Below are 24,357 nucleotides of genomic sequence, written 5' to 3'. Positions count from 1 at the left end.
ATCCTCAATAGTGAGTACTAAAGAGAACCGCAAAAGCCGACAAAACAAAGTCCGCTTTTTGTCTGAACGAACCATCAAACAATACCGCAGCAATTTGATGCGGGAAGTAAAGGCAAAAAAATATAGCAGGGTTATCAGGTTTGCCATATAGAACGGCATCCTGCTGTGCATAACCCGAGCCGGCCGCTTGATACGCTCAGGAGGCCTCGACCAACTTTTTGAGCTCCTCCAGCATTAGATTCCAGTTCTTCTCCGATTCTGCCCGGCTTTTTTCAGTTTCATTTTTATCCTGCTCAAGGGTGATCTGTGTTTGATCATCTTCCGCATCAAGCAGCACGGTTACCGTATGATAATTGTCCGGAATATCCGCTTTGCCCGATAACGGGCTAAAATGGCTGTATACCAGCCGTTGTTCAGGGATGAGATCGATTATTACGCCCTTATCCTCGTACTTTTTCCCGTTGATTTCACCCGTCCAGGAAATCGCGCTTCCTTTTGTCCAGTTGGAAGACACTGTTGCTCCGAACATATACTTTTTAATTAAATCCGGATTGATCAATGCATCCCAGACTTTTGCTGCAGGTGCGTTTACGGTTATTTTAGATGTTGCGATTAGATTTTCTGTACCCATAACCCTATAATTTACTGAATGCATTTGGGGTGTTCCCCGTTATAAAACAGGACACCGGCGTACCCCGGAACCTGTATAATGCATGAAAGCAAAAACCACACCTAACCGTTCCGCAAAACGGTAAAAAAATGTAAGAAGCACCGGCTGTGCTGATACGTGAGGTGCTGAAGGGGCGGATACTGACCGTTCGTGATCAACAACTAGCCTCCCCTGTTTTTTGTCTTCGTCTCTTCATTCGGGCTCGTGCTGATGCGGCCAGGGCCGGCCCTTTCCGGTTTCACAATAACGCTTCAAACTGCTTAGAAACCGCCCCCAGGTATAGCTGCATTCCGCGAACATTAATGAATACGTTTTCCATGCTTCATGCCGGAACAGCAACAAGGTTGCTGCGCCTTTATCCTTCTGCTGTTCCAGCTGCCCCCCTATCTCCGGGTACCGGTTTCCCAGCTGCTGCTGATCACCGGTATAGAGTGTAAAGGAAATATGTGTATCAATCCATTCACCGGCACCAGCGGTGCAAATCCAGCAAACCTCTTCCTGCGGCTTTAGTACCGTTATTTTCATGGTCTTAAAATACACCGGTCCAAACGGAAACCGCGCCATACTTCCCAGTTCCGGCTTCGCTGTTGTGCCGGGCGTCCACCAGGCACGCAACCCTTCCTGGCTGGTGATGGCTTTGTACACTTGTGCGGCGGGTGCACCAATCAGTACTGCATGATGAATAGCTGGCATGGTTCTGTTTTTTTAATCAGGCGCTACCGGTTGCTTTTGTGAATGACCGCAGAAAGCACTTGTATGACCGGTTGCGTTGAATCTGTTCCGTTTTTTGAAGCGCCGGATTCATTCAGCAATCTTAATAAAAAAATTGTTCCGATATGATCTTTCCATCCCGCACCTCGTACAACATGATCTCATGGATCTGTACCCTTCCGAAAGGCGCTACGTCGAGATCCATCGCGCTTCCTGCTACAAAATGATGCGCCGCTACAATGGGCGCTGTAGTATGCAAATGATGCACCGCACTGATCCGCTTCACCCAGTCTTCGCCTTTTTTACGCACCTTGTCTTTTCCCGCTGCATAGCCCAGGTATTCGGAACCTGGAGGGTCGGTGCTCGTTATATCTTCCGAAAAAAGCGCATCCTGGATCTCGAACCACTTTTCCTGTTTTGCAAGCTCATAAAACTGTTGTGCCACATCCTGCGTTGTAAATCGTTTCCTGTCCGTCATTGTATCTTATTTAGAAATAACATCCTCCGCGTTCAACTTCCGGTTTTCAACAAGGCCGGTATCAAACCCATCCTTTTGTTTTAAAACAGGGTTACCCTTCCCGGTGGTGATGCGCTGGTACAGGCTTTCCCCAACCAGCTCATCCCAGGCCGATTTACATATATCGTAGCAGGCGCATTCCTTTACCAGTCCATGGTGCGTAAAATCTAGCCGGGTCCCGTCCCCTTCCCGTTGAATGGCAAAAATGATCTTTGTACCTTTCAACCCCGCATCATCCTGTGTAAAATCGAAAAAATTATCTTTTACAAACCACACGATTTTCTCATCCCGTTTCAGTTCTACGACCTTTAACTTCATTAAATGGGCGTTCCGGTAATGATAAAACAATTCGCCACCCGGTGCTCCGGGTTCGCCCTCAATATTCTCAGACCACCAGCCGGCAATATCATTAATGGCTTCAAATACGTTCTGTGGAGATGCATCCACAAAGATCGATGTCGTATAGGAATGTTCGTCTTTGGAAATATTAGCCCCTTTGCCTGTTTCGGCCAGTTTTTTTAAACTGGTTCTTATAAAGAAGTCCCATGAATTGGAGCAAACATTAAAACATTCCAGTTTAGGGATTAGCCCCGCATGGGTAAACAGCACCGCAGTACGGCCCTCCTGTTCCAGGATCTCAAAAATGATCTGTGTGCCGTTCCACTCCGTTCTATGATCAAAGAAGGTGTTGTACGTTTCAACTACATCCCACACAATTTTTTGCGGGGTCAGCTGCACTATATGCATCCGGGCCGTAAGGTATTTGTCACGGTAAATAAATACATCATCCGGTTGGCTGGTACTGCCTTCAATATGCTCCGACCACCAGCCGCGTACATGGTTGATTGCCATAAAAACCTCCCGTGGAGTTGCATCTGTAACAAAGCCTGTTGTAAAATCCTGTTTTTTCATGACCCGTCATTTTTGTAGTTGAGATGGGCGATCCAGCCCGGTACATCCTGTTTGCAGGTTCAAAGGTACTCATAGGAACCGGTCTGTGCGGGGTGCTAAGCAGACATTATAGCGGGTGTATTCAGACAAAAAACTGCCAGGCTTCGCCCGTGTGCAGGAAGTGGTTGCTGTAAAAGGCTCCTAATGATAACTGAGATGAATATCCAGGAACATTTTCTTTTTTGATCTATGTCAAGGTTCAGTTTTTTGGGCAATTGCAAATTTGCACCTGAAATATTTTAAAACAGTAGTTTATGAGTCTACCATCAGAAAAAGAACAATCCATGCATTTTTACAGAGCGATCATTCCCATTATCCTATCGGTCTTCGGTGTTTATCTTACAATCGGCATCGTATTAGGCGTCCTCCCTGAATTTGTTCAGCGCGGCCTGGGTTACGGCAGTATTGTTGTAGGACTGGTTATTGGATTGCAGTTCTTATCCACCCTGCTCACCCGTGCTTATTCCGGAAAGATAACCGATACCCGCGGGGCCAAAAGAAGTAACCGGTATGGTATGGTGCTGGCCGTATTTGCCGGTGTTGCCTATGTGTTGGCCGTATTATTCCGGGAGCATCACCTGCCGGCACTGGTATTACTGCTGCTCGCAAGGATCCTGCACGGCGTTGGGGAAAGTTTTTTAGTTACCGGCGCACTAACCTGGGGCATCGGTTTGGTGGGTCATTCCAAATCCGGAAAAGTAATGACCTGGAACGGAATTGCCATGTATGCGGGCATTGCCATCGGCGCACCGTTGAGCATTGCATTGAGCTGCCATTATGGTCTGTTACCGGCATTTTTACCGGTGATCTTATTGCCTTTTGCAGGCGGACTGGCTACCGCAAAGCTTCCGTCGGTACCGGTAGACAAAACGCATATCCGTACCCCGTTTTACAAAGTAGTTGGAGCCATATCCGCACAGGGGTTGAGCCTGGCCCTTTCCTCATTCGCATTCGGATGCATTGCTTCGTTTATTGCCTTATTCTTTACGGAAAAGCATTGGGGAGACGCTTCCCTTGCATTTACCGTATTTGGCATCTGTTATGTTTTAACCCGGGTATTTCTTGCCTCCTTTCCCGATAAATTCGGAGGGTTTAATGTAGCCTTTATTTCGTTGCTTATCGAAATTGCCGGGCAGCTGCTGATCTGGTCTTCGGCATCCAAAGCCGTTGCCATCATCGGATGCGGATTAACGGGCATTGGTTTTTCGCTGGTTTTCCCCGCACTGGGTGTTTTGGCCATTCAAAAAGTAAGCCCGCAAATGAGAGGCACAGCCCTGGGCGCCTATGTGGCCTTTGTAGATCTGTCATTAGGACTGGCCGGGCCGGTAGCCGGGTTCGTTGCCGGATGGTTCAACTATCAGGCGGTATATGCATTCGGCGGCATCAGTTGTATGCTTTCACTCCTGCTGTTGGTGTATAACAAAAAACGGCACTGAATTTATTCAATTAAAACAAACAAAAAAATGATGCAGCAAACACCATCTAAAAAAATACGTTCCGTATTTAAGGTTAAACGGAAAAGATACCTCACCCCCCATTTTATCCGCCTGGTATTTGAGCTCAACGACGCACAGGTCTCGCTGCTATCCGGTGTCCGTTCCGGCTCTAACAATAAGCTGTTCATCCCACGGTCGCATACAGCAGGCGTTTTTTTACCGGAGCCGGCAACCGGGACCAGCGCGGAATCAACCACAGTTACAAGAACGTATACCAACCGGAAGATCGACCTGCAAAACCGGGAATTAGTTATTGATTTTATCGCACATGGCGAAAATGGTCCGGCTTCAGGCTGGGCGATCCATGTAAAACCCGGCGATACATTAGAGATCGGTATGAAGCTTAGCAATAAACCATTGGTTCCTGAAGCAGATGCTTATCTGTTGGCCGGAGATGCAACAGCATTACCCGTGATCAGTACAATAGTGGAACAGTTGCGCCCAACTGCGGATGTAACGGTTATTTTGGAGGTATACAGCAAAGCGGATGAACAACTTTTGTGCCCGGCGGCTTCAGTCAATGTACAGTGGTTACACAATCTCCATCCGGAAAACGGAAGCAGCCTTGCGGAAGAAGTGCGGTCTTTCAACTTTCCGCATCCCGGGAAAAAGAATTACATCTATATCGCCGCCGAGTATACTACTGTAAAGGACCTGCGCCATTACTTCAGAACGGAACTTGAATGGAATCCGGAACTGTTGTATACCTGCAGTTATTGGAAAGCGGGCGCATCTGAAGATGCCGCTATACCAGAGCGGTAAAGCAGGAAAACGATTATTAAGCAGCATTTGATATCTTTGCCCGCCACCGATTACAAATGCATGGAAGAACGTTTAATTTCCTATATCAAAAGCAAGATCACTGTTACCGATGAAGAAGTAGCAACGATCCTTTCCTATTTCAGACCCATGCAATTAAAAAAGAATGAAATGCTGCTTACTAACGGGCAGTCCAGCCAGCGGACTTATTTCGTTATTAAGGGCTGTCTGCGCATCTTCTTTATAAATGAAGAGGGACAGGATTCTACCCGGTATTTTGCATTTGAAAATCAGTTTGCAACGGCATTGGTTAGTTTTATTACCTCCGAGCCCTCCGAAGAATTTATCCAGGCAGTTGAAGATTCGGAGGTATACGCCATCACCCACAAAAATTTTTATCACCTGCTGGATCTCATCCCCCAATGGGAAAAGTTCTACAGGATTTACCTGGAAATCGCCTATGTAACCAATACCAAAAGACTGATGTCTTTTCTGATCAAAGACGCATTGGAAAAATACCGCCAGTTACTGGATGAAAATCCGGAAATCGTACGCCGCCTCTCCAATAAAATGGTAGCCTCCTATCTCAATATCTCCCAGGAAACCCTGAGCCGGTTAAAGTCAAAGAGGGATAAACGTTGATAACCGTTGCTGACAGACGGATCAGAGATGAACAGCGCCGTCTTAAGCTTCATCCATTCGTTTGATCCACTCCCGGATGATCGCCTGAAGGTTTTTACTTTTTGCAGTAACTTCAGCCATGCTCTTAAATTTGGCGTATCCCTTACCCTTGGGTGCCGGTTCCAGCACATCCTTTGGAGTTAGCCCTTCCGTCTGATGAAACACCAGTACGGCAGCATCTTTAACCCTCGGACTGAAGGTGGCGATATCACCCTTATAATAAAAACTAGGCCCACCCCATTTAACATCCTCCGTGATATCAGGGTGTACGTTCATAATGGTGTCACGCAGCACACTCATTTCTTTTTTCATCGGATGGTCCAGCTTTGCCAGAAAGTCATCCACTTCTTTTTTTCGCATATGTTTCTGTTTTAATGAATATTTCAATAACCGGTATGCCGGCTTTGCAATAGCGAAATTCTTACAGGCCGCTGAAAAGAAAAATTACAAATGTTGAGAAATGGAAAAATTATTTGCCGTTGATGATACGGCTTAATTGCGTAGGGGTAATACCAAGGTAGGATGCAATATGGTACTTTTTAAGACGGGGCAGCAGGTGTTGGTGCGATGCCAGGAATTGCCGGTAACGTATAGCAGCAGTATCAGAACGGAATGCAATTTCGAGTGGTTCCTTTTCTATTACCCAATGTTTTTCCAGGTAACGGATGTAAAACAGCGCAAGATCCTGATGCTGATCAACCAGCTTCCTGAACGCGCTGAAATCATATTCCAGTACCACAGCGTCTTCAATAAAAGCGATCGTAAATTGGCTTGGAGTACCGGTCATGGTTGCCGTAACCGACGCTGCCAGGCGGTTTTCAGGGAAAAAGTATTTGATGATCATCTCCCCGTCGGCGGGCAAATAGTACTGATAGGCTAATCCGCTGCAAATGAACGCAAACTTGCGTGGCACCTGTCCTTCCGTTACCAGCCGCTCTCCTCTGCGGTAGGTTTTTTCCTTTAACAGCTCCGCCCATGCCTGCTCCGCCTCAATGGTAATTGGGTGGTATTTGCGAACCTGCTGGAAAAACTGTGGGTAGCTCATCGTGTTTGGAATGAACATCTAAATTAATCATTATTACCTTTAACAGGCGGGTTACCGGTTGCGGGCCCTTTTCATATAATAAAAAAATCAGATCATTGCGCTGCCGGATCCTGTTATGAAACACATGATTGCTTTAAAACGCAGCCCGCGCAAACCTAGCCCCTCCCCGAAATGATGCATTATCCGGCAGCTGCCGGAAGATTGTTTTTTTATTATCCCCGGCAACTCCGTTTATTTTTATAAAAAGAGGTATTTTGCAGCGTGAGCAGCTTCTATTTAACCTCCCTGAATTCGGGCAGTAACGGCAACTGTTATTATATCGGTAACGACGACGAGGCCGTATTGATTGATGCCGGCCTGTCTTGCCGGGAAACCGAGAAGCGGATGCACCGGCTGGGGCTGACCCTTAAAAAAGTAAAAGCCATATTCATCTCGCACGAACACGGCGATCATATCCGCGGCCTCGAGGTACTCTCCCGGAAACATCAGCTCCCTGTTTATATTTCTTCCGGCACCCTTCGCCACTCAGGTCTGCAGCTGGATCCGGCACTCGTTCGTCCGCTAAGCACCGAAGGCCCGGTATCGATTGGTAGTTTATTGATCAGCGCGTTCCGGAAATATCATGACGCCGCAGATCCGCATAGCTTTACAGTAGCCGATGGCCATACCTGTATCGGCATTTTTACCGATATCGGGAAAGTTTGCGAAAATCTCAGCAGCCATTTCAGGAAATGCCATGCCGCTTTCCTGGAAGCCAATTATGATGAGGTGCTGCTTGAAAAAGGCCGGTACCCTTATCACTTGAAAAAGCGGATACGCGGCGGCCAGGGACATTTATCTAATAAAGAAGCACTCGAACTTTTTATCTCCTGCAGACCGGCACATATGAGCCACCTGTTTCTCTCGCACCTTTCGGCCGACAATAATGATCCGGACCTGGTTCGCGATCTTTTTACAGGACAGGCAACCAGTACCCATATCATCATCGCATCCCGGTATAAAGAGACGCCGGTGTATACCGTTGCCGGCAGCAATGTACGTTATTCCAACGCGCCCCAGTCCCTGGGACAGCTCCGTTTGTTTTGAGGGCAAGCAGCGTTTTGTTGTAATATATGAATGTGCAATTTTTTTGCAGTTAATTTCAGCTACCTCAACTAAAGCGGGGTAGCTTTTACGGAAGCCAGGTATCAGCCATTATAGTATACAGGTCATATCAAAGAAAGGTACTTCAAAACGAAACGCCTGATGCAACGTGCACCCAATGATTTGTTTTAGCCCGGAAGCATACTTCCTGAAGCATTGAAGATCATCCTGTAAGTATCCCTGTGTTCACGCCCCATTGATCAAAAAAAATGAAAAATATTTCAAGAATTCTGTGTTTTTTTTTGGAGCAATAAATTGATTCCCTTATTTTTGCACTCCCAAACGGGAACGCAGTTGATTCCGTAGCTCAGTTGGTAGAGCAATACACTTTTAATGTATGGGCCCTGGGTTCGAGTCCCAGCGGGATCACAAAGAAAAAAGTTGTCTTCACAGGCAGCTTTTTTCTTTTTATATATCATCCCATTCTATTTTTCAATGCGTACGTTTCGTTAAACCGTAAGCCCCGGAATATATATTGCATCAACCGGTGCCGCTATCCGGATCTTTTTACGGATGCCGATGGAACGGCCCGCTTAAGGAAGGCGTTCCAACTGGTAGCCGCGCGCACGCAAAAAACGGATGATGGTTTCCAGCTGATGATAAAATTTATCCGTTCGCCGTTCATCCGTACCATAATGAATCAGCAGGAAATTGCCCGCCAATCCTTTTTCTGATTCCACCTTTTTTAATTGGCTTAACAGCTGTGCACTGCTTTTATAATTCGATTGTTCCGGCCAGGTATAATCCGCATTCGTACCTGTACCAGGTGTAAAATTGATAACGGTCAATCCCTGTTCACGGGCCCATGCTACGATATCTTTATTGTACCATTCATAGGGCGGAAGAAACCAGCGGCCCTTGGGTATCCCCATCTCAGCAAGTGTTTGATAGGCATGATCCAGGTCGGTTACAAACTGTTCCTTAGATACCAGTAGGGAATCCCGCTGCTTCCAGTCGTTATACAACAAATGCTTATCGGAATGGGAAGCAATATAATGTCCTTCCTTTTTTAATTGTAATACCGCCGGCCTGAACTGCGGATCGCGTAAAAAATCGCCTGTAAAAAAGAAGCTGGCTTTTACGCCCTGTTTTTTTAATACCTGCTGAATGTAGGCACCGCCCTCCCCTTTATCATGTGCCGAAAAGATGAGGTATACCTTTTTTCCGGGCATGCCGATCACCGCGCCTTCCGTATCCCTGCGTACCACATCCGTACCCGATGCCGTGGCCTGCATCTTTGAAAAATAATAGGTCAAACTGGCCGTACCATCCATGGTTGGCTCATTGCTGGAATAATCGCCATAGTCATCATGGTAGATAACCAGCGGCGACTGGAATGCCGCAAACGAATCCGGCTTATACAATTTGATCCCGATCAACTTATTCCAGATACTTCCATAAATGGGCCCGTCTACCAATCCGCCGGAGATCTTGTATCCATGCAAATGTGTAAAGGCCGAATGCGGGTCCTTTGGAGCCACACCCTTTTCCGGCAGATCACAGATCATACTGGTACCCCAGGGATTACAGCCCAGCAGCCAATCGCGCAAAGCAGCTTCCAGTTCGTCGTACTGATGATCGCCGCTGGCTTCCTTATACAAACTGATCTGCGTTAGTATGGCCACCGTAAGATTATTCGAACACCAGATAAACGGCACCCCCATCAGGAACGGATTTCCGGCCCCGCGTTTCTTTACCCGGTCGATTCCCTCCTTCATAAAGGAAAGATATTCGCCCCGGTTATTGCCGTGCCCGGTACCCAGGTAATGCCCCAGGTTCAAAAACGGGTACCACTGGTAATGGCGGGCGGTATCGGCGCCCATCCAGGGCGTTACCGGTTCCTGTCTTGCAAAACCGATTGCCTCATCCAGGTAATGCGTCTTTTTATCCACTTCGTACAACGACAGGGCAGCCAGTTCCATATCATCTACATAATTGTCTTCCTCATAGAAATAGGGAGCCCCAAATGGAATGGTCTGGTTATTTCCCGGGTATTTTTTTCCAAAAGCGTAGGCATCCCGGGCTTTTTCCGTTAATGTGGCGGCAAAAACAGGATCATATCCTTGCAGGATCTTTGCGCCCAGTGCAAATGCCGAGGCAAACTTGCCGGCACTGGAAGCCACCCCCTTTGTGCGGTTTTGATATTTTGGCCCCTGTGGTTTACCGGAAATAAAGTATACCGGGCGGCTCAGTCCCATATGCGGCGCGTATGTTACCGTATCCTGATTGGGCAGGCGCATACCCCGGTGATCCCGGTCATCAGCAATCTGGTTATAGTACTCCTCCTTTCCCGGGTTCATTTTCACCATCCATTCCAGGCCCCACCGGGCTTCATCCAGTATGTCAGGAACCCCGTTACTACCGGCTCTCCCGCTCGCGTCGTGCCGGTCTTCAAAGCTTCCCGGGTTTTTCATATAAGCAAACAGCAGCTGAAACGTGGCATTGGCCGATGTGGGCAGGTATTGCAGGTAATCCGATGCATCATGCCACCCTCCCGCCACATCGATGCGTGTGGAATCTTTACGCGGGTCTTTATGATATACAATAAAGCCGTCTGCAGTATGGCAACTGTCGTTTAAAAAAGGATTGAACCTGGAGCGTTGCTGCCGCATGTATTTCAGCACAAAATCCGCGGTACCGTCGTACACCTGGTTGTTGACCGGGAATACGGGGGAAACCACATCGCCCGCCTTTATATAATAGCTCCCCGGTTTTTGAAAAGCCGTAAAATTCAGGCGGAACCCGCTTTCAAAGGCCGCATAGGCCGGAAAGGATTGCACCTTATCACTGGTGTACACCACTTTGTTTGAGACGGCATCGACCAGGGAGAAACGCGTGCAGGTGATCGCATTTTTAGACACCAGCACCGCCACTTTTATATCCTTTTCCGTATAGCCCAATTGATTGATCCGTACCCAGGACTGGCCATACCCGGTGGCCAGCAACGCACTCAAAGCAATGGCAGGCAGTATTTTCTTCAGCAACAGTACCATATACGCGGTATTAAAAGTTATTTTTTAATATTTTATAAGTAGGTTTGTTGAAATTTTTTCATTAGCCGCATGAACGAATATTACAAAGATAAGGTGGTGGTGGTTACGGGGGGTACAGATGGAATCGGCCGGGCCCTGGTAGATGTGCTGCTGGGTTTTGGTGCCAGGGTAGCCACCTGCGGGCGCAATCATGATAAATTATATGCCCTGCAGGCCGCACATCCTTCCTCTTTTTTACATACCCTGGTTGCCGATGTAAGTGCGGAGGCCGACTGCCAGCGCTTTATCGAATCTACCGTGGACGTATTCGGGCGCATCGATGTGCTGATCAACAACGCGGGCATCAGCATGCGCGGACTTTTTAAAGACCTGGATGTTTCCGTCATTAAAAAGCTGATGGATATCAACTTTTACGGGGCCGTATATTGTACCAAGCTGGCCCTTCCCTGGCTGATCAAAAGCAAGGGTACCATTGTGGGCATATCCTCCGTTGCCGGCTACCGCGGACTTCCCGGAAGAACCGGCTATTCATCCAGTAAGTTTGCCTTACAGGGATTCCTGGAATGCCTGATGACCGAGCTGCGTGATGACCAGGTACATGTAATGTGGGTGAGCCCCGGGTTTACGGCCTCCAGTATCCGCGACAATGCGCTGAATGATAAAGGCGAAAAACAAAAGGAGAATCCTATGGATGAAGGAAAAATGATGACGGCTGAAGCTGTAGCCTTACGTATATTAAAAGCCATCCGGAATAAGAAACGTACGATCGTAATGACCACCACCGGAAAGGAAACCGTTTTCCTGAACAAATTTTTTCCTTCACTCGCCGACAAACTGGTTCATAAATTTTACTTTAAAAACAAAGAGTTGATAAAGTAGTAAATGGTCATTTACTTTGCAGGATATACCCTAACAAAAAATACGTGAATCTACTGAACAGGAAATGAATTTTGTAACATTAACATCTGATATCGGGTACCAGGATTATTTAGTGGGCGCCATTAAGGCGCAATTGTTACAAGTAAATGCAGATCTTCAGCTGGTAGATATTTCTCATAACATTACACCGTTCAATTTTCCCCAGGCTTCCTATGTATGCCGCGGCGCATTTAAAAACTTTCCGGAGTTTACCTTTCACCTCATTCTGGTGAACCTTTTTGGTACCCGCCCGGAAAACCTGCTGGTGGCTTTTCATAAAAACCAATACATCATTTGTGCCGACAACGGGTTGCTGAGCATGATCCTGGAGGAAAAACCCGATATCATTATCGGTATTCCGCTGAGCCGGAGTGCTATAAAAAACACCCTGTATGTAACCGAAGTGATGGCAAAAACCGTGGAACGGCTGGTAAACGGTGAACCCATACAAAAGATCGGAGTGCCCGACTTCAACTTCCGCGAAAAAAATCCGTTGCAACCGCTGGTTGACAGCAACTATATTGAAGGCCAGATCATTTTTATCGACAATTTTGAAAACGTGATCGTCAATATCACCCGTGAGCAATTTGAGGAGCAACGCAACGGCCGCGGTTTTAAGATCGTGTTCAAACGGGATGAAGTCATCGACCGCATCAGTGAATCCTATGCCGATGTACGGGAAGGCGATAAACTGGCACTTTTTAACAGTGCCGGGTACCTGGAAATTGCAATTAATAAAGGCAATGCCGCCGGCCTGTTCGGACTGAAAGGTTTTTCCGATAAGGCCAGCCAGTCGTCCAATATCATGCAGAACCAGCTTTTGTACCAGACGGTACGGATCTATTTTGAATAGCTGTGTCAGATTTGAGATTTGAGATTCAGGCATCGGTATCGATCGTCCATAGGCCCGGACTAAAAGATCCGTTGATTCCCCTGCACCAGAGATCTCAGACCTCCTGTCTTAAATCTCGGATCTCAGATCTCGATTTCCTACTGCGTTTCAAACCAAACCGGTTTCTGCTCATCCCAGCTGCCTCCGTAATTGATAAACAATTCCTCGCCTGCCTGGATATCCCGCACGGTTATGATCTGTATCGAATCGGTGGTATAGTCCATTTCATAGTCGCAATTAGCCGTATACGAATGATTGTAAACAGCCACCCAGCCCAGGGCCATGGCACATTGTGCGCCCTCGGAGCCCCATTCAAAAATATAATCATGCAACAGGGTCTGATCCAGTAATGCCCGCTCCCGTTGCGACATTACGACTACCGGGGCCACCTCAATCACCGATCCTGCCGTAATGGCCACGCTGGTGAATACCCCCCTTCCCATTTTTTCCGTCTGCGCGATATATAAGCCGGATGCGATCACACTATTTATAATTTAAACCAAGATACATAATTAACAGAAACTTAATCTCCGCAGCATCAGTATCTGCGGTCTGCAAAGTACACAAACTTCACAGATTTCACCCATAAAATCGGCACCGGATCCCTCAGGTCAAAACGGACCAGGTAATCAAAACATTTCATCGGATCTGTTGAAACGGGAATGGAAAATTTTATGTACGTTTGACGCATGTCTTTTGAAGAAGAAGATAAAACACTGGTAGAACTTTTTAAAGAGGTCATCCTTACGGAAGATAAACTGGAGATCAAAAAATTTTTAGATGCCCAGAATATTACCGACGTGGTTGACCTCATCTACGAAATGCCGGAGTACGACAGCCAGATCATTGCCAATATGTCGATACACCGGGCAGCCAGCGTGTTCAAATTACTGGAAACCGCCAATCAAAAAGACATTATTCACGAACTTCCCCCCAGCAAAGCGGCCGAACTGCTCAACGATCTGCCGGCGGATGACCGTACCGATTTCCTGGAGGAACTGCCCTCCAATGCCGTAAGAGAACTGATCAAGTTGCTGGATCCGGAGGAACGCAAGATCACGCTTTCCCTGCTCGGGTATCCGGAAAACAGTATCGGGCGTTTGATGAACCCTGACTATGTATATGTATATGCATACAACACGGTAGCAGAGGTATTTGATACCATCCGCAAATACGGGAAGAACAGTGATGCCATCAACGTTATTTATGTAATCAATCATAAAGGGGAGCTGCTGGATGATATCCGCATCGGAGAGTTTATCTTAAACACACCGGATACACCTGTATCCGACCTGATGGATGAGCGGCGGGTGATTTCGCTGAATGCCTATGACGACCAGGAGACCGCCAGCGAGGTCTTTAAAATGAACAACCGCATTGCCCTGCCCGTTGTAAGCCAGAGCAACAAACTGTTGGGTATTGTAACCATCGATGACGTATTATGGGTGGCCACAGAAGAATATAGTGAAGATATGCAGAAAATGGGGGGTACCCAGGCGTTTGAAGAGCCCTACCTGGATATCGCCATTTTTAAATTGTATAAAAAAAGAGTCGGCTGGCTCATTATCCTTTTCCTCAGCGAAATGCTAACGGCTACCGCTATGCAGTTTTTTGAAGTGGAAATTGAAAAAGCCACCCTGTTGGCGCTGTTTGTTCCGCTCATCATGAGCAGCGGCGGCAACAGCGGTTCGCAGGCTTCCACACTCATCATCCAGGCCATGACCCTGGGTGAGGTAACCATTGCCGACTGGTGGAAGGTGATGCGCCGCGAATTGTTTTCCGGCGCCATGCTGGGGCTTACCCTCGGCACCATCGGGTTGCTCCGCATTATGATGTGGCAGCAGCTGCACCTGTATGATTATGGTCCGCACTGGCTGCTGGTAGGAATTACCATTTTCTTTACCCTTATCGGCATTGTGCTGTGGGGAAGCCTGATCGGCTCTATGCTACCCATTGTATTAAAACGGCTGAAACTCGACCCGGCCACCTCCTCTGCCCCTTTTGTGGCCACCCTTGTAGACGTAACCGGCATCATTATTTATTTCTCTGTAGCTTATATGGTTTTAAAGGGCACGCTGCTTTAAACAAATATTTAATAATACTGCGCAAACGATTGCACAAAACTTTGTGTATCTTCGTCTTCTTTAGTAAAAACACGAAACATCATGTGCGGAATTGTTGGTTATACCGGTACCCGGGATGCGTACCCCGTTATAGTTAAAGGATTAAAACGATTAGAATACAGAGGCTACGACAGTGCAGGCGTTGCCCTCCTCCATAAGGATCAACTCAAAATTTATAAGAAAAAAGGAAAGGTGGCCGATATGGAGGAAGCCATCGGAACAAAAAATGTAGAGGGCACCACCGGCATCGGTCATACCCGCTGGGCTACACATGGCGAGCCCAGCGATAAAAATGCACATCCCCATCTTTCCAAAAGCGGCACCATTGCCATGATCCATAACGGGATTATTGAAAATTATGCCCAGCTGAAAAATGAACTGCTGAAAAAGGGATACGAGTTTTCAAGTGACACCGATACGGAAGTATTACTCAATTTTATTGATGAGATCCGTCAACAGAACGACTGTACACTGGAAGAAGCAGTGCGCATTGCACTGAAACGGGTTACCGGTGCCTACGTGATCCTGCTGATTGAAACCGCCAATCCGGATACCATCATCGCAGCCCGTAAAGGCAGTCCGCTGGTGATCGGCGTTGGTAAAAATGAACATTTCCTCGGGTCGGACGCGTCCCCGATGCTGGAATATACCAAAGAGGTGGTATACATTAACGACTATGAGCTGGCTATTGTACGGCCGGATCAGCTCATTCTTAAAAATCTTGGTAACGAAAGCATCACGCCTTATGTACAAAAGCTGGACCTTGAGCTGGCCGCCATTGAAAAAGGAGGCTTTGATCACTTTATGTTAAAGGAGATCTTCGAACAGCCCCAGACTATTTTTGACTGTATGCGCGGACGCCTCAACGCGGTCAATGGAACCATTACCATGGCCGGCATTCAGCAATACGCGGAACAGATCATCAATGCCAACCGCATCATCATTATCGCCTGCGGTACCAGCTGGCACGCAGGCCTGGTGGCCGAATATATTTTTGAAGAACTTTGCCGCATCAATGTGGAAGTAGAATATGCGTCGGAATTCCGGTACCGGAACCCGATCATTAACAAGGGCGATGTGATCCTTGCGGTGAGCCAGAGCGGTGAAACGGCGGACACGCTGGTGGCTATTGAAAAAGCAAAAGAAAAAGGCGCCATTATCCTCGGTGTGGTTAACGTGGTAGGCTCCTCTATCGCCAGGATCAGCCATGGCGGCGCTTATACCCACGCCGGCCCCGAGATCGGGGTAGCTTCTACCAAGGCCTTTACCGCACAATTGGTGGTGTTAACCATGATTGCCCTGAAGATCGCCTATATCAAGGGAAGCATTGATGAAAACCGGTATAAGAAACTGTTGCTGGAACTGGATGCCATACCGGAGAAGGTAGCCTGGATCCTGAACCATCATGAACAAATAAAAACCATTGCTCAAAAATATAAGGATGCACGCGACTTCCTTTACCTCGGCCGCGGATATAATTTTCCCGTTGCCCTGGAAGGAGCCCTCAAACTAAAGGAGATCTCATATATTCATGCCGAAGGCTATCCTGCAGCCGAAATGAAACATGGCCCTATTGCCCTTGTTGATGAACAGTTACCCGTGGTGTTTATCGCGAGCAGGGATGCCTTTCATGAAAAGATCATCAGCAATATGCAGGAGATCAAAGCCCGGAAAGGAAAGGTAATCGGCATTATTACGGAAGGCGACGAAACCAGCAAGGCGCTTTGTGACGACTTTATCAGCATTCCTGAAGCCGATGAGATCGTGGCGCCCATGCTGGCGGTGGTTCCCCTGCAGCTGCTCTCCTATTATATCGGCGTGGCAAAGGATTGCAATGTAGATCAGCCGCGGAACCTGGCCAAAAGCGTTACGGTGGAGTAATTGAGAATCGAGAAACCAGCATCCAGAATGGAGATTTGAGCATCCAGCATTGAATGGGTTACCGGAAGTATCAAACCGCAATCCAACCCCAACGTGATAGCTGCCAAATAGCATCTCGAACCGGAAACATAGCAAAAAACTTCAGGATCTTCTGGCATCTGAAATCTCAAGTCTGGTATCTCAAACCTCAATTCTGACATCTGAAATCTGACCTCTAATATCTAAATACGACCATGAACCAGATCAAAAAACATCCGGTAGAAAACCTGGGTTACAACTTTATTCCGCAGGAATTTTTGCCGGAGGGTAAGGATGAATTTTATATCCGTTTTCAACAAAACCCGGCTACCGATTACCGGCAACTCACCAAACAGGAAATTGCCATTCTGAAATCCAATGGAAACCGGTCCGACAACTGGTCGCAGGTACGGGTACGGGATGGGATCGATATCCTGCTTATTGAAGAATGTACTTTCTTCGGATTGGTACGCATCGGGAAACTGGAACCCTATTTCCTTGAGTTCAGCCAGCTGCGAACCCCCGTGGGTCTTTATCGCAGCCTGATCGTAAGTTGCGATATCGGCAATAATGTGGCCATTAATAATGTTCGCATGCTCAGTCATTATATTATCGAAGACGAGGCCATACTGATCAACGTTAATGAAATGTCCTGCACATCGCACAGCAAATTCGGCAATGGCATTGTGAAAGACGGGGAGTCCGAGGATGTGCGCATCTGGCTGGAGATCTGCAATGAAAACGCAGGCAGGAAAGTGATCCCCTTTGATGGAATGCTGCCCGGCGACGCCTGGCTATGGTCGAGATACCGGGCCAGTGAACGCCTGCAGCATGCCCTGAAGGCTTTTACCGATCAGAAATTCGGCACCTACAGGGGTACGTACGGAACCGTTGGCAAACGTACCGTGATCAAGAACACGCATATCATCAAAGATGTAAAGATCGGCAGCGATGCCTATATCAAGGGCGCCAACAAATTAAAGAACCTTACCATTAACTCCAATGAAGCCGCCAAATCGCAGATCGGTGAAGGATGCGAAATGGTAAATGGTATCATGGGTGCAGGCAGCCGGGCATTCTACGGCGTAAAAGCCGTACGCTTTATCCTGGCCCCCTTCTCCCAGTTAAAATACGGCGCAAGGCTTATTAATTCGTACCTGGGTGAAAATGCCACCATTTCCTGTTGCGAAGTGCTCAACACCCTGCTGTTTCCCGCACATGAACAACACCATAACAATTCTTTTTTATGTGCCTCCCTGGTAATGGGTCAAAGCAATATTGCTGCGGGTGCTACCATTGGCTCCAATCACAATTCAAGAGCAGCGGATGGTGAACTGCAGGCAGGACGCGGCTTCTGGCCCGGGCTTTGCGTAAGTCTCAAACACAATTCAAAATTTGCTTCCTTTACAATGATCGCGAAGGGCGATTACCCGGCAGAGCTAAACATTCCCCTGCCCTTTAGCCTGGTGAGTAACGAGGTGCACAAAGACCGGCTGTTGGTAATGCCAGGGTACTGGTTTATGTATAATATGTATGCCATCCTTCGCAATGAACGGAAATTTGCCGACCGGGATAAACGCCAGGAAAAAGCACAGTTGCTGGAGTACGACTTCCTGGCGCCGGACACGGTTAATGAACTCTTTGATGCGCTGCGTTTGTTATGCCGCTTTACCGGACAGGCTTTCTACCAACAGCACCAGATAATCGGCAGCAGTGCGGAACATGAACAAAAAGGGAAAGAGCTGCTCGAACAGCAGGCCCCGGTAGTAAACCAGCTGGAAGTATATGCTTCCGGTTTTGAAAATTCGCACCGGCCGGTGCTGTTGCTCAAAGTACAGGAAGGGTATGCGATCTATAAAAAAATGATTACCTATTACGGGGCGGCGCTTCTGGCAACCCATCTGGACCAAACCAGCAACAAATCCCTGCCCGCCATCCGGAAACTTTTCGAGGAAGCGGATGAACGCACTACCTGGTTAAATGCCGGCGGACAACTGATTCCGGAGGCGGAGATCCACCGGCTGATCCGGGATATTGAAAACGGAAAACTGGAAAACGGATGGCTGCAGGTACATGCATTTTATAAGGAACAGGCCGCTCTTTACCCCACACGGAAACTACGGCATGCCTTGCGTGCATTGATGGAGATCCGGGGCTTTGCAGCAGCGGCTGTTGACGGGCCACTGATCCGCGAATTGTTAACACTGGCCGCCGACATCAAATCCTGGATTGCAACATCTGTGTATGCCTCAAAGGCCAAAGACTATGAAAATCCATTCCGGAAAATGGTGTATGCGTCAACAGAAGAAATGGAGGCCGTTGTGGGAACGCTGAAAGACAATCCGTTTATTAATGAACAGCTGAAGGAAGCAGAAGAATTCCGGCAAAAAACTGAACAGGTACTGGCAGCGATAACCTTTTGACCGGTTTCGCCTGATCACAATTTCTACCGGTCAATCTATTTCCTTCTGATGCTTATTTTTTTAATGCTTCTTTTCCAGCCTCAACACCCGCCTTTGCAGCGTTGCTCAATTTTTCGGCACCTTCTTTTACAGCATTGAGCCCTTCCTGCGCTTTCTCTTTCGCTTTATTGCCCAGCTCCACCGAGCGGTCCTTTACCTTACCGGCAGCGCTTTTGAAATCCGCTTTCAGGGAATCACCCAAACTTCTCAGGGAACTGTCGGCATCCTTACCGGCTGCCTTAATACTGTCAGAAACCGCCTTCGTGGTACTGTCTGTGATTTTCGAAATGGAATCGGAAGAAAGCGAGTCTGCATTTGCTTCCGGGCCTTTGCCCGAGCTGAGATTGCAGGCAGCCAGAAAGAATATGCATCCGCAAGCAGTCAATTTTAATTTATTTTTCATAACGATCTTTATTTTCAGTTTGATTCCCGAATCCACTCAAAGTAACCTGCAATGAACGTTATTTTTTTCTAAAGAACAGGCGAACGGAAACGCCGCAGAAATCAAAATTTTTACGCAGCTGGTTTTCAAGATAATTCCGGTAGGGTGTTTTTACATCGTCCGGAAAATTGCAGAAAAAAGCAAAGGACGGCACAACGGTTGGCAGTTGCGTAACAAATTTTATTTTGATCGAATGCCCTCGTACCACCGGTGCATGATGCGCCTCTACGGCCTTCAGCATTACCTCATTCAGTTTGTTGGTCGGTATCCGGCGCTGGCGGTTCTGGTACACTTCCAGTGCGGTTTCGATGGCCTTATAAATTCTTGTTTTCTCGGTTGCCGACACAAAAAGGATCGGCACATCGCTAAACGGTGCCAGCCGCTTTTTTAAGGTGTCTTCATATTCTTTGGCGGTATTGGTTTTCTTATCTTCGATCAGGTCCCATTTATTTACCAGCAATACAATCCCCTTTCCTTTTTTTGCCGCAAGGCTAAAGATATTCAGGTCCTGCGCTGTGATCCCTTTTTCGGCATCCAGCAGCAGGATGCAAACATCAGCTTCATCCATGGCCTTGATGGCGCGGATTACCGAATAAAACTCCAGGTCTTCATGCACCTTCGCCTTACGCCGGATACCCGCGGTATCAATCAGCACAAACTCCTTCTGGAATAAATTGTAATGCGTATGAATAGTATCCCGGGTGGTACCCGCTACATTGCTTACAATGGTGCGCTCTTCCCCGATCAATGCATTCAGCAACGACGATTTGCCTACGTTTGGCTGACCAATGATCGCAAACTTCGGCAGCTCCGCAATGTGTTCATCAATTCCGGTATGCTCCGTCATCAGGTCGGTAACGGCATCCAGCAATTCGCCGGTGCCGCTTCCGCTGGCAGACGCTATAAAAAATACCTGTTCAAACCCCATGCTGTAAAACTCGCTGGCCTCCAGCAGGCGTTCGTTATTATCTACCTTGTTAACAACCAAAAAAACCGGCTTCGTACTTTTCCGCAGCACCCGGGCCATCGAATCATCCAGGTCCGTGATACCGGTAGCCGCATCCGTCATAAAAAGGATCACGTTGGCTTCTTCCACGGCTACCAGCACCTGCTTGGCGATCTCCTTTTCAAACACATCCTCACTGCCGTGTACAAAACCACCGGTATCAATTACGTTAAACGTTTTACCGTTCCACTCACTGATCCCGTATTGCCGGTCGCGGGTTACACCGCTCACATCGTCAACGATCGCCTTTTTCTGCTCCAGCAAGCGGTTAAAGAGCGTGCTCTTTCCCACATTGGGCCTTCCTACAATTGCTACGGTAAAACTCATTTTTTTTATTTTTTAGTCGTCAGTGGTGCATTGATCATCTTTCTTGCCACGCTCGCTTGTACACCAGTGCAGGCGGCGGCTTTTTATTCACAGGAGGTACACCGTTTTCGCTTCTTATAATACGGGGCGAAAACTGTTCGCCCGCTACACTTCATCCGCCCTGTTAACGATTTCGTTTTTAACCCCTGCAATGAATTCCTCAACGGATTTAGTACCGGCATCGCCCTTGCCCTGCCTGCGGATGGCCACTTTACCTTCATTCACCTCTTTCTCTCCGATCACCAGCATATACGGTATCTTCATCAATTCCGTATCGCGGATCTTTTTCCCGATCTTTTCATTGCGGTCATCGATCTCCGCGCGGATGCCCGCCCTGCGCAGGGCGCGGTACACGTCTTTGGTGTACTCCGAAAATTTGTCGCTGATCGGCAGAATCTTTACCTGTACCGGGGCCAGCCACACCGGGAACTTGCCGGCATAATGCTCCAGCAAAAACCCGATGAACCGTTCATGGGTACCCAGGGGCGCCCGGTGAATGATCAGCGGCACATCGTGTCCGTTATCTGCTGTAGTGTACTGCAGGTTAAAGCGCCGTCCCTGGGCAAAGTCTACCTGGTTGGTAGCCAGGGTAAATTCCCGGCCGATGGCACTCCAGATCTGTACATCGATCTTGGGTCCGTAAAAAGCCCCCTCGCCCTTCACTTCCACAAACGGGATATTGGATTCTACCAGCACTTTCCGCACCAATGCCTCGGTTTCGAGCCATAGTTCCGGTTCGTTGATGTATTTCTGTCCCAGTTTTTCCGGGTCATGTAACGATAACCGCATCACATACCGGTCGATCCCGAAGATCTTAAAATACTTCAGGTACATATCGTTAACAGCTCGGAACTCATCCCCGAACTGCTCTTTATTGCAATAGATATGCGCATCGTTCATATGCAGACAACGCACCCGCATCAGTCCGAACAATTCACCGCTCTGCTCATAGCGATAGCAGGTTCCGTATTCGGCCAGGCGCAGCGGCAGGTCCTTATAACTCTTAGGCTCCGCTGCAAATATTTTGTGATGGTGCGGACAGTTCATGGATTTCAGGTAATATTTCTGTCCGTCTACCTCCATTGGAGGATACATGCTATCCTGGTAATAAGGGAGGTGACCGCTGGTGAGGTACATACTCTCCTTCGCAATATGCGGTGTTACCACCCGCTTGTAATCGCCGGCATCCTCCGTTTCCTTGGCCAGTTTTTCCAGTTCTTCAATCACAATGGTGCCATTGGGTAACCACAGCGGCAATCCCTGGCCCACATCATCGTCCATCGTATAAATACCCAGTTCTTTACCCAATTTGCGGTGATCGCGTTTTTTAGCTTCTTCCAGCATCTGCAGGTACTCGTCCAGTTCCTTTTGATTGGGGAAGCTGATGCCATAAACGCGGGTAAGCATTTTATTTTTTTCATCGCCCTTCCAGTACGCACCGGCCACGCTGGTAAGCTTGATGGCTTTGATGATACCGGTAGCCGGAATGTGCGGGCCACGGCAGAGATCTGTAAAATTTCCCTGGGTATAAAAGGTAATGTTACCATCTTCCAGGTTACTCAGCAGATCCAGTTTATATTCATCGCCCTTCTCTGTAAAATATTGTATGGCCTCCTGCTTGGGCACATCCTTACGCACATAGGCATTATTCTGCTTCGCCAGTTCATTCATTTTTTTCTCGAGAGCACTCAGCTCTTCTTCTGAAAGCTTGCGGTCGCCAAGATCCATATCATAATAAAAACCTCCGGAATCCAATGGAGGGCCTACCCAAAACTTAACGCCGGGAAAGGAAGCCTCTACCGCTTCCGCCATCAGGTGCGCCGTTGAATGCCAGAAGGCCTTTTTTCCATCAGCATCACTCCAGGTTAATAAAATAACAGCACTATCGGCATGGATCGGGCGCGTGGCGTCCCAAACTTCTCCGTTTACATTTGCAGCAATTACCTTTCTCGCCAACCCCTCAGAAATGGATTTGGCGATATCCAGCGCAGTAACGCCGGCCTCATACGCACGTTTGGCTCCGTCGGGAAATGTAATATTGATCATATTCATTAAAATTCAATAAAATAAGGTGGCAAAATTAACAAAGAATCACCAGTACACAAAAGGCAATATCGGCAAAAGGCTTCCGGCCGGATAATATTCAACAAAAAAACTGCTTTTGGTAAAAAGATCCACATACCGGTCCGCAATTCCCGGTTCCGGTTCCCGATATCTATCTTTCTTTTATTTGCACGGCCGATATCCTGCATGCCGCGCCAATCAACGTCACCCGGCGGTTATGCGGTTTTACCGGTATCTCCGCCCGGCGCAAAACAGACTTTTGTCAGCCAGGGCTGAATGTTCTGGCATGATTTTCCGGGCTTTTACCTGATAAACAGATTCTTAAAAAGAAAACCGGATTCCTTGAACATTCAAGGCCCACTATCCGTTTAACAAACAGATAGCGTCTGCCAAACATTCAAAACATGAAACAATGAAGCACTTATTTATTTCTGCAATGCTGTTAACCACAGGAAGCCTGGTGGCAACGGCACAAACCGGCTGGAATATCGGCGACCGCGCCGCGTTTGGCCACAGCTGGACAGTGGGTAACAAACCGGATGACGCAAAGCGGCAGTTCCATCCCACCTTTGAAATTGGCCGTACCGCTACGTATAATTTTACGGATGTGGCAGGTGTTGGCTTTGGTACTTTTTTCAGCAGCCAGGGCGCCAGCTTTAAAGATGAAGATACCGACAATCGTATTGTGGGAAGAACTAACTATATAAAAGTCCCCGTATTTGCAAGCTTCAATTTTGGAGATGCGGAGCAGCGCGTACGTCCGCGTTTAACCATTGGCCCCTCGGTACAGTTCCTGGTTGGCGGTAAAACATTTCTCAAAACAGACGAGGATGCGTTTGCCGGCGTATATAGCACCAAGGCCCTGAATACAAAAATCGATGTGGGCGGTAATGCCTCGCTGGGATTTAATATCCGCGTCTTTGACGGATTTTACCTGAACCATGAAATCAATTATTATCATGGATTCGTAGAACAAAAACCCAATACCCCCAGCGAAACACCTTCCTTTACCAATCGTAACCTTACCATGAGCCTGGGCATGCAGATCAATTCCGATGCCATGAAAAAATGGAAGGGGAAAATGATGAAGATGCATCATAACAGACGATAAAAGGATCCGGAAAGCAGGTTCCTGTTGCTCCGGCTATCTTTAGGCTTACAGCGGCTGGGATATTATTTAGCATGATATTTCAGTCGCTATTTTTATTTAAATAAATAC

At 47.7% G+C, this 24,357-nt stretch carries 21 protein-coding genes and 1 tRNA gene; 11 read left to right on the top strand and 11 right to left on the bottom strand.

Annotation, left to right across the window (positions count from 1 at the left end; genetic code table 11):
- Positions 1-196: 196 nt before the first annotated feature.
- The 4 genes from LQ567_RS02150 to LQ567_RS02135 form a co-directional block, all read right to left on the bottom strand.
- Positions 197-631 (bottom strand): SRPBCC family protein, encoded by a 435-nt coding sequence (locus LQ567_RS02150; protein WP_231002450.1) that lies wholly within the window; start codon positions 629-631, stop codon positions 197-199.
- Positions 632-862: 231 nt separating this feature from the next.
- Positions 863-1,363 carry an SRPBCC family protein gene (locus LQ567_RS02145; protein WP_231002449.1) on the bottom strand — a complete coding sequence of 167 codons (501 nt, stop codon included), beginning with the start codon at positions 1,361-1,363 and terminating at the stop codon, positions 863-865.
- Between the two features lie 121 nt (positions 1,364-1,484).
- Entirely contained in the window at positions 1,485-1,859 is a 375-nt protein-coding gene (locus LQ567_RS02140) for an ester cyclase (protein ID WP_231002448.1), read from the bottom strand.
- A 6-nt stretch (positions 1,860-1,865) separates the two neighbouring features.
- Positions 1,866-2,810: an SRPBCC family protein gene (locus LQ567_RS02135; protein WP_231002447.1), complete on the bottom strand. Its 945-nt coding sequence runs from the start codon at positions 2,808-2,810 to the stop codon at positions 1,866-1,868.
- 293 nt (positions 2,811-3,103) lie between these two features.
- Here LQ567_RS02135 and LQ567_RS02130 point away from each other — a divergent pair, with 293 nt between their 5' ends.
- From LQ567_RS02130 to LQ567_RS02120, 3 genes are read left to right on the top strand one after another with little or no spacing between them, the layout of a single operon-like run.
- Positions 3,104-4,285: an MFS transporter gene (locus tag LQ567_RS02130; protein ID WP_231002446.1), complete on the top strand. Its 1,182-nt coding sequence runs from the start codon at positions 3,104-3,106 to the stop codon at positions 4,283-4,285.
- Positions 4,286-4,312: 27 nt separating this feature from the next.
- Complete coding sequence (locus tag LQ567_RS02125) at positions 4,313-5,107, top strand: siderophore-interacting protein (protein ID WP_231002445.1); 795 nt, start codon at positions 4,313-4,315, stop codon at positions 5,105-5,107.
- Between the two features lie 60 nt (positions 5,108-5,167).
- Positions 5,168-5,746: a Crp/Fnr family transcriptional regulator gene (locus LQ567_RS02120; RefSeq protein WP_231002444.1), complete on the top strand. Its 579-nt coding sequence runs from the start codon at positions 5,168-5,170 to the stop codon at positions 5,744-5,746.
- A 42-nt stretch (positions 5,747-5,788) separates the two neighbouring features.
- On the opposite strand, the gene LQ567_RS02115 is transcribed toward LQ567_RS02120, so the two are convergent.
- Positions 5,789-6,145 (bottom strand): DUF1801 domain-containing protein, encoded by a 357-nt coding sequence (locus LQ567_RS02115; RefSeq protein WP_231002443.1) that lies wholly within the window; start codon positions 6,143-6,145, stop codon positions 5,789-5,791.
- Between the two features lie 109 nt (positions 6,146-6,254).
- Positions 6,255-6,830: a Crp/Fnr family transcriptional regulator gene (locus tag LQ567_RS02110; RefSeq protein WP_231002442.1), complete on the bottom strand. Its 576-nt coding sequence runs from the start codon at positions 6,828-6,830 to the stop codon at positions 6,255-6,257.
- 261 nt (positions 6,831-7,091) lie between these two features.
- Here LQ567_RS02110 and LQ567_RS02105 point away from each other — a divergent pair, with 261 nt between their 5' ends.
- A complete protein-coding gene (locus tag LQ567_RS02105) occupies positions 7,092-7,916 on the top strand; it encodes an MBL fold metallo-hydrolase (protein ID WP_231002441.1) in 825 nt (274 codons plus the stop codon).
- A 353-nt stretch (positions 7,917-8,269) separates the two neighbouring features.
- Positions 8,270-8,342 (top strand) — tRNA-Lys (locus tag LQ567_RS02100).
- Between the two features lie 164 nt (positions 8,343-8,506).
- Here LQ567_RS02100 and LQ567_RS02095 read toward each other — a convergent pair.
- Positions 8,507-10,966: a glycoside hydrolase family 9 protein gene (locus LQ567_RS02095; RefSeq protein WP_231002440.1), complete on the bottom strand. Its 2,460-nt coding sequence runs from the start codon at positions 10,964-10,966 to the stop codon at positions 8,507-8,509.
- Between the two features lie 69 nt (positions 10,967-11,035).
- Here LQ567_RS02095 and LQ567_RS02090 point away from each other — a divergent pair, with 69 nt between their 5' ends.
- On the top strand, positions 11,036-11,845 hold the full coding sequence (locus LQ567_RS02090) for an SDR family oxidoreductase (RefSeq protein ID WP_231002439.1): 810 nt from the start codon (positions 11,036-11,038) through the stop codon (positions 11,843-11,845).
- A gap of 64 nt (positions 11,846-11,909) precedes the next feature.
- Positions 11,910-12,737, top strand: coding sequence for an SAM hydrolase/SAM-dependent halogenase family protein (locus tag LQ567_RS02085; protein ID WP_231002438.1), 828 nt, complete (start codon positions 11,910-11,912; stop codon positions 12,735-12,737).
- Between the two features lie 137 nt (positions 12,738-12,874).
- Here LQ567_RS02085 and LQ567_RS02080 read toward each other — a convergent pair whose 3' ends face one another.
- Entirely contained in the window at positions 12,875-13,219 is a 345-nt protein-coding gene (locus tag LQ567_RS02080; RefSeq protein WP_231002437.1) for an SET domain-containing protein, read from the bottom strand.
- A gap of 246 nt (positions 13,220-13,465) precedes the next feature.
- Here LQ567_RS02080 and mgtE point away from each other — a divergent pair, with 246 nt between their 5' ends.
- The 3 genes from mgtE to LQ567_RS02065 all read left to right on the top strand — a co-directional run bounded on the left by mgtE (position 13,466) and on the right by LQ567_RS02065 (position 19,221).
- A complete protein-coding gene (mgtE, locus tag LQ567_RS02075; RefSeq protein ID WP_231002436.1) occupies positions 13,466-14,860 on the top strand; it encodes a magnesium transporter in 1,395 nt (464 codons plus the stop codon).
- 81 nt (positions 14,861-14,941) lie between these two features.
- The gene (gene glmS / locus LQ567_RS02070; RefSeq protein WP_231002435.1) at positions 14,942-16,780 is read left to right on the top strand and encodes a glutamine--fructose-6-phosphate transaminase (isomerizing); all 1,839 of its coding nucleotides are present in this window, start codon (positions 14,942-14,944) and stop codon (positions 16,778-16,780) included.
- 233 nt (positions 16,781-17,013) lie between these two features.
- The gene (locus tag LQ567_RS02065) at positions 17,014-19,221 is read left to right on the top strand and encodes a DUF4954 family protein (protein WP_231002434.1); all 2,208 of its coding nucleotides are present in this window, start codon (positions 17,014-17,016) and stop codon (positions 19,219-19,221) included.
- Between the two features lie 52 nt (positions 19,222-19,273).
- On the opposite strand, the gene LQ567_RS02060 is transcribed toward LQ567_RS02065, so the two are convergent.
- The 3 genes from LQ567_RS02060 to thrS all read right to left on the bottom strand — a co-directional run bounded on the left by LQ567_RS02060 (position 19,274) and on the right by thrS (position 23,120).
- The gene (locus LQ567_RS02060) at positions 19,274-19,663 is read right to left on the bottom strand and encodes a hypothetical protein (RefSeq protein WP_231002433.1); all 390 of its coding nucleotides are present in this window, start codon (positions 19,661-19,663) and stop codon (positions 19,274-19,276) included.
- A gap of 58 nt (positions 19,664-19,721) precedes the next feature.
- On the bottom strand, positions 19,722-21,035 hold the full coding sequence (gene der, locus LQ567_RS02055; RefSeq protein ID WP_231002432.1) for a ribosome biogenesis GTPase Der: 1,314 nt from the start codon (positions 21,033-21,035) through the stop codon (positions 19,722-19,724).
- A 144-nt stretch (positions 21,036-21,179) separates the two neighbouring features.
- Positions 21,180-23,120 carry a threonine--tRNA ligase gene (gene thrS, locus LQ567_RS02050; RefSeq protein WP_231002431.1) on the bottom strand — a complete coding sequence of 647 codons (1,941 nt, stop codon included), beginning with the start codon at positions 23,118-23,120 and terminating at the stop codon, positions 21,180-21,182.
- Between the two features lie 430 nt (positions 23,121-23,550).
- On the opposite strand from thrS, the gene LQ567_RS02045 reads away from it, so the two are divergent.
- Positions 23,551-24,249 carry an outer membrane beta-barrel protein gene (locus LQ567_RS02045; RefSeq protein WP_231002430.1) on the top strand — a complete coding sequence of 233 codons (699 nt, stop codon included), beginning with the start codon at positions 23,551-23,553 and terminating at the stop codon, positions 24,247-24,249.
- Positions 24,250-24,357: the final 108 nt, after the last annotated feature.

Origin of the sequence: Niabella pedocola (assembly GCF_021044425.1) — a bacterium.
GTDB classification, from domain to species: Bacteria; Bacteroidota; Bacteroidia; order Chitinophagales; family Chitinophagaceae; genus Niabella; species Niabella pedocola.
Note: the sequence above shows the minus strand (reverse complement) of the source record. Positions and strands in the feature narration are given on the sequence as shown.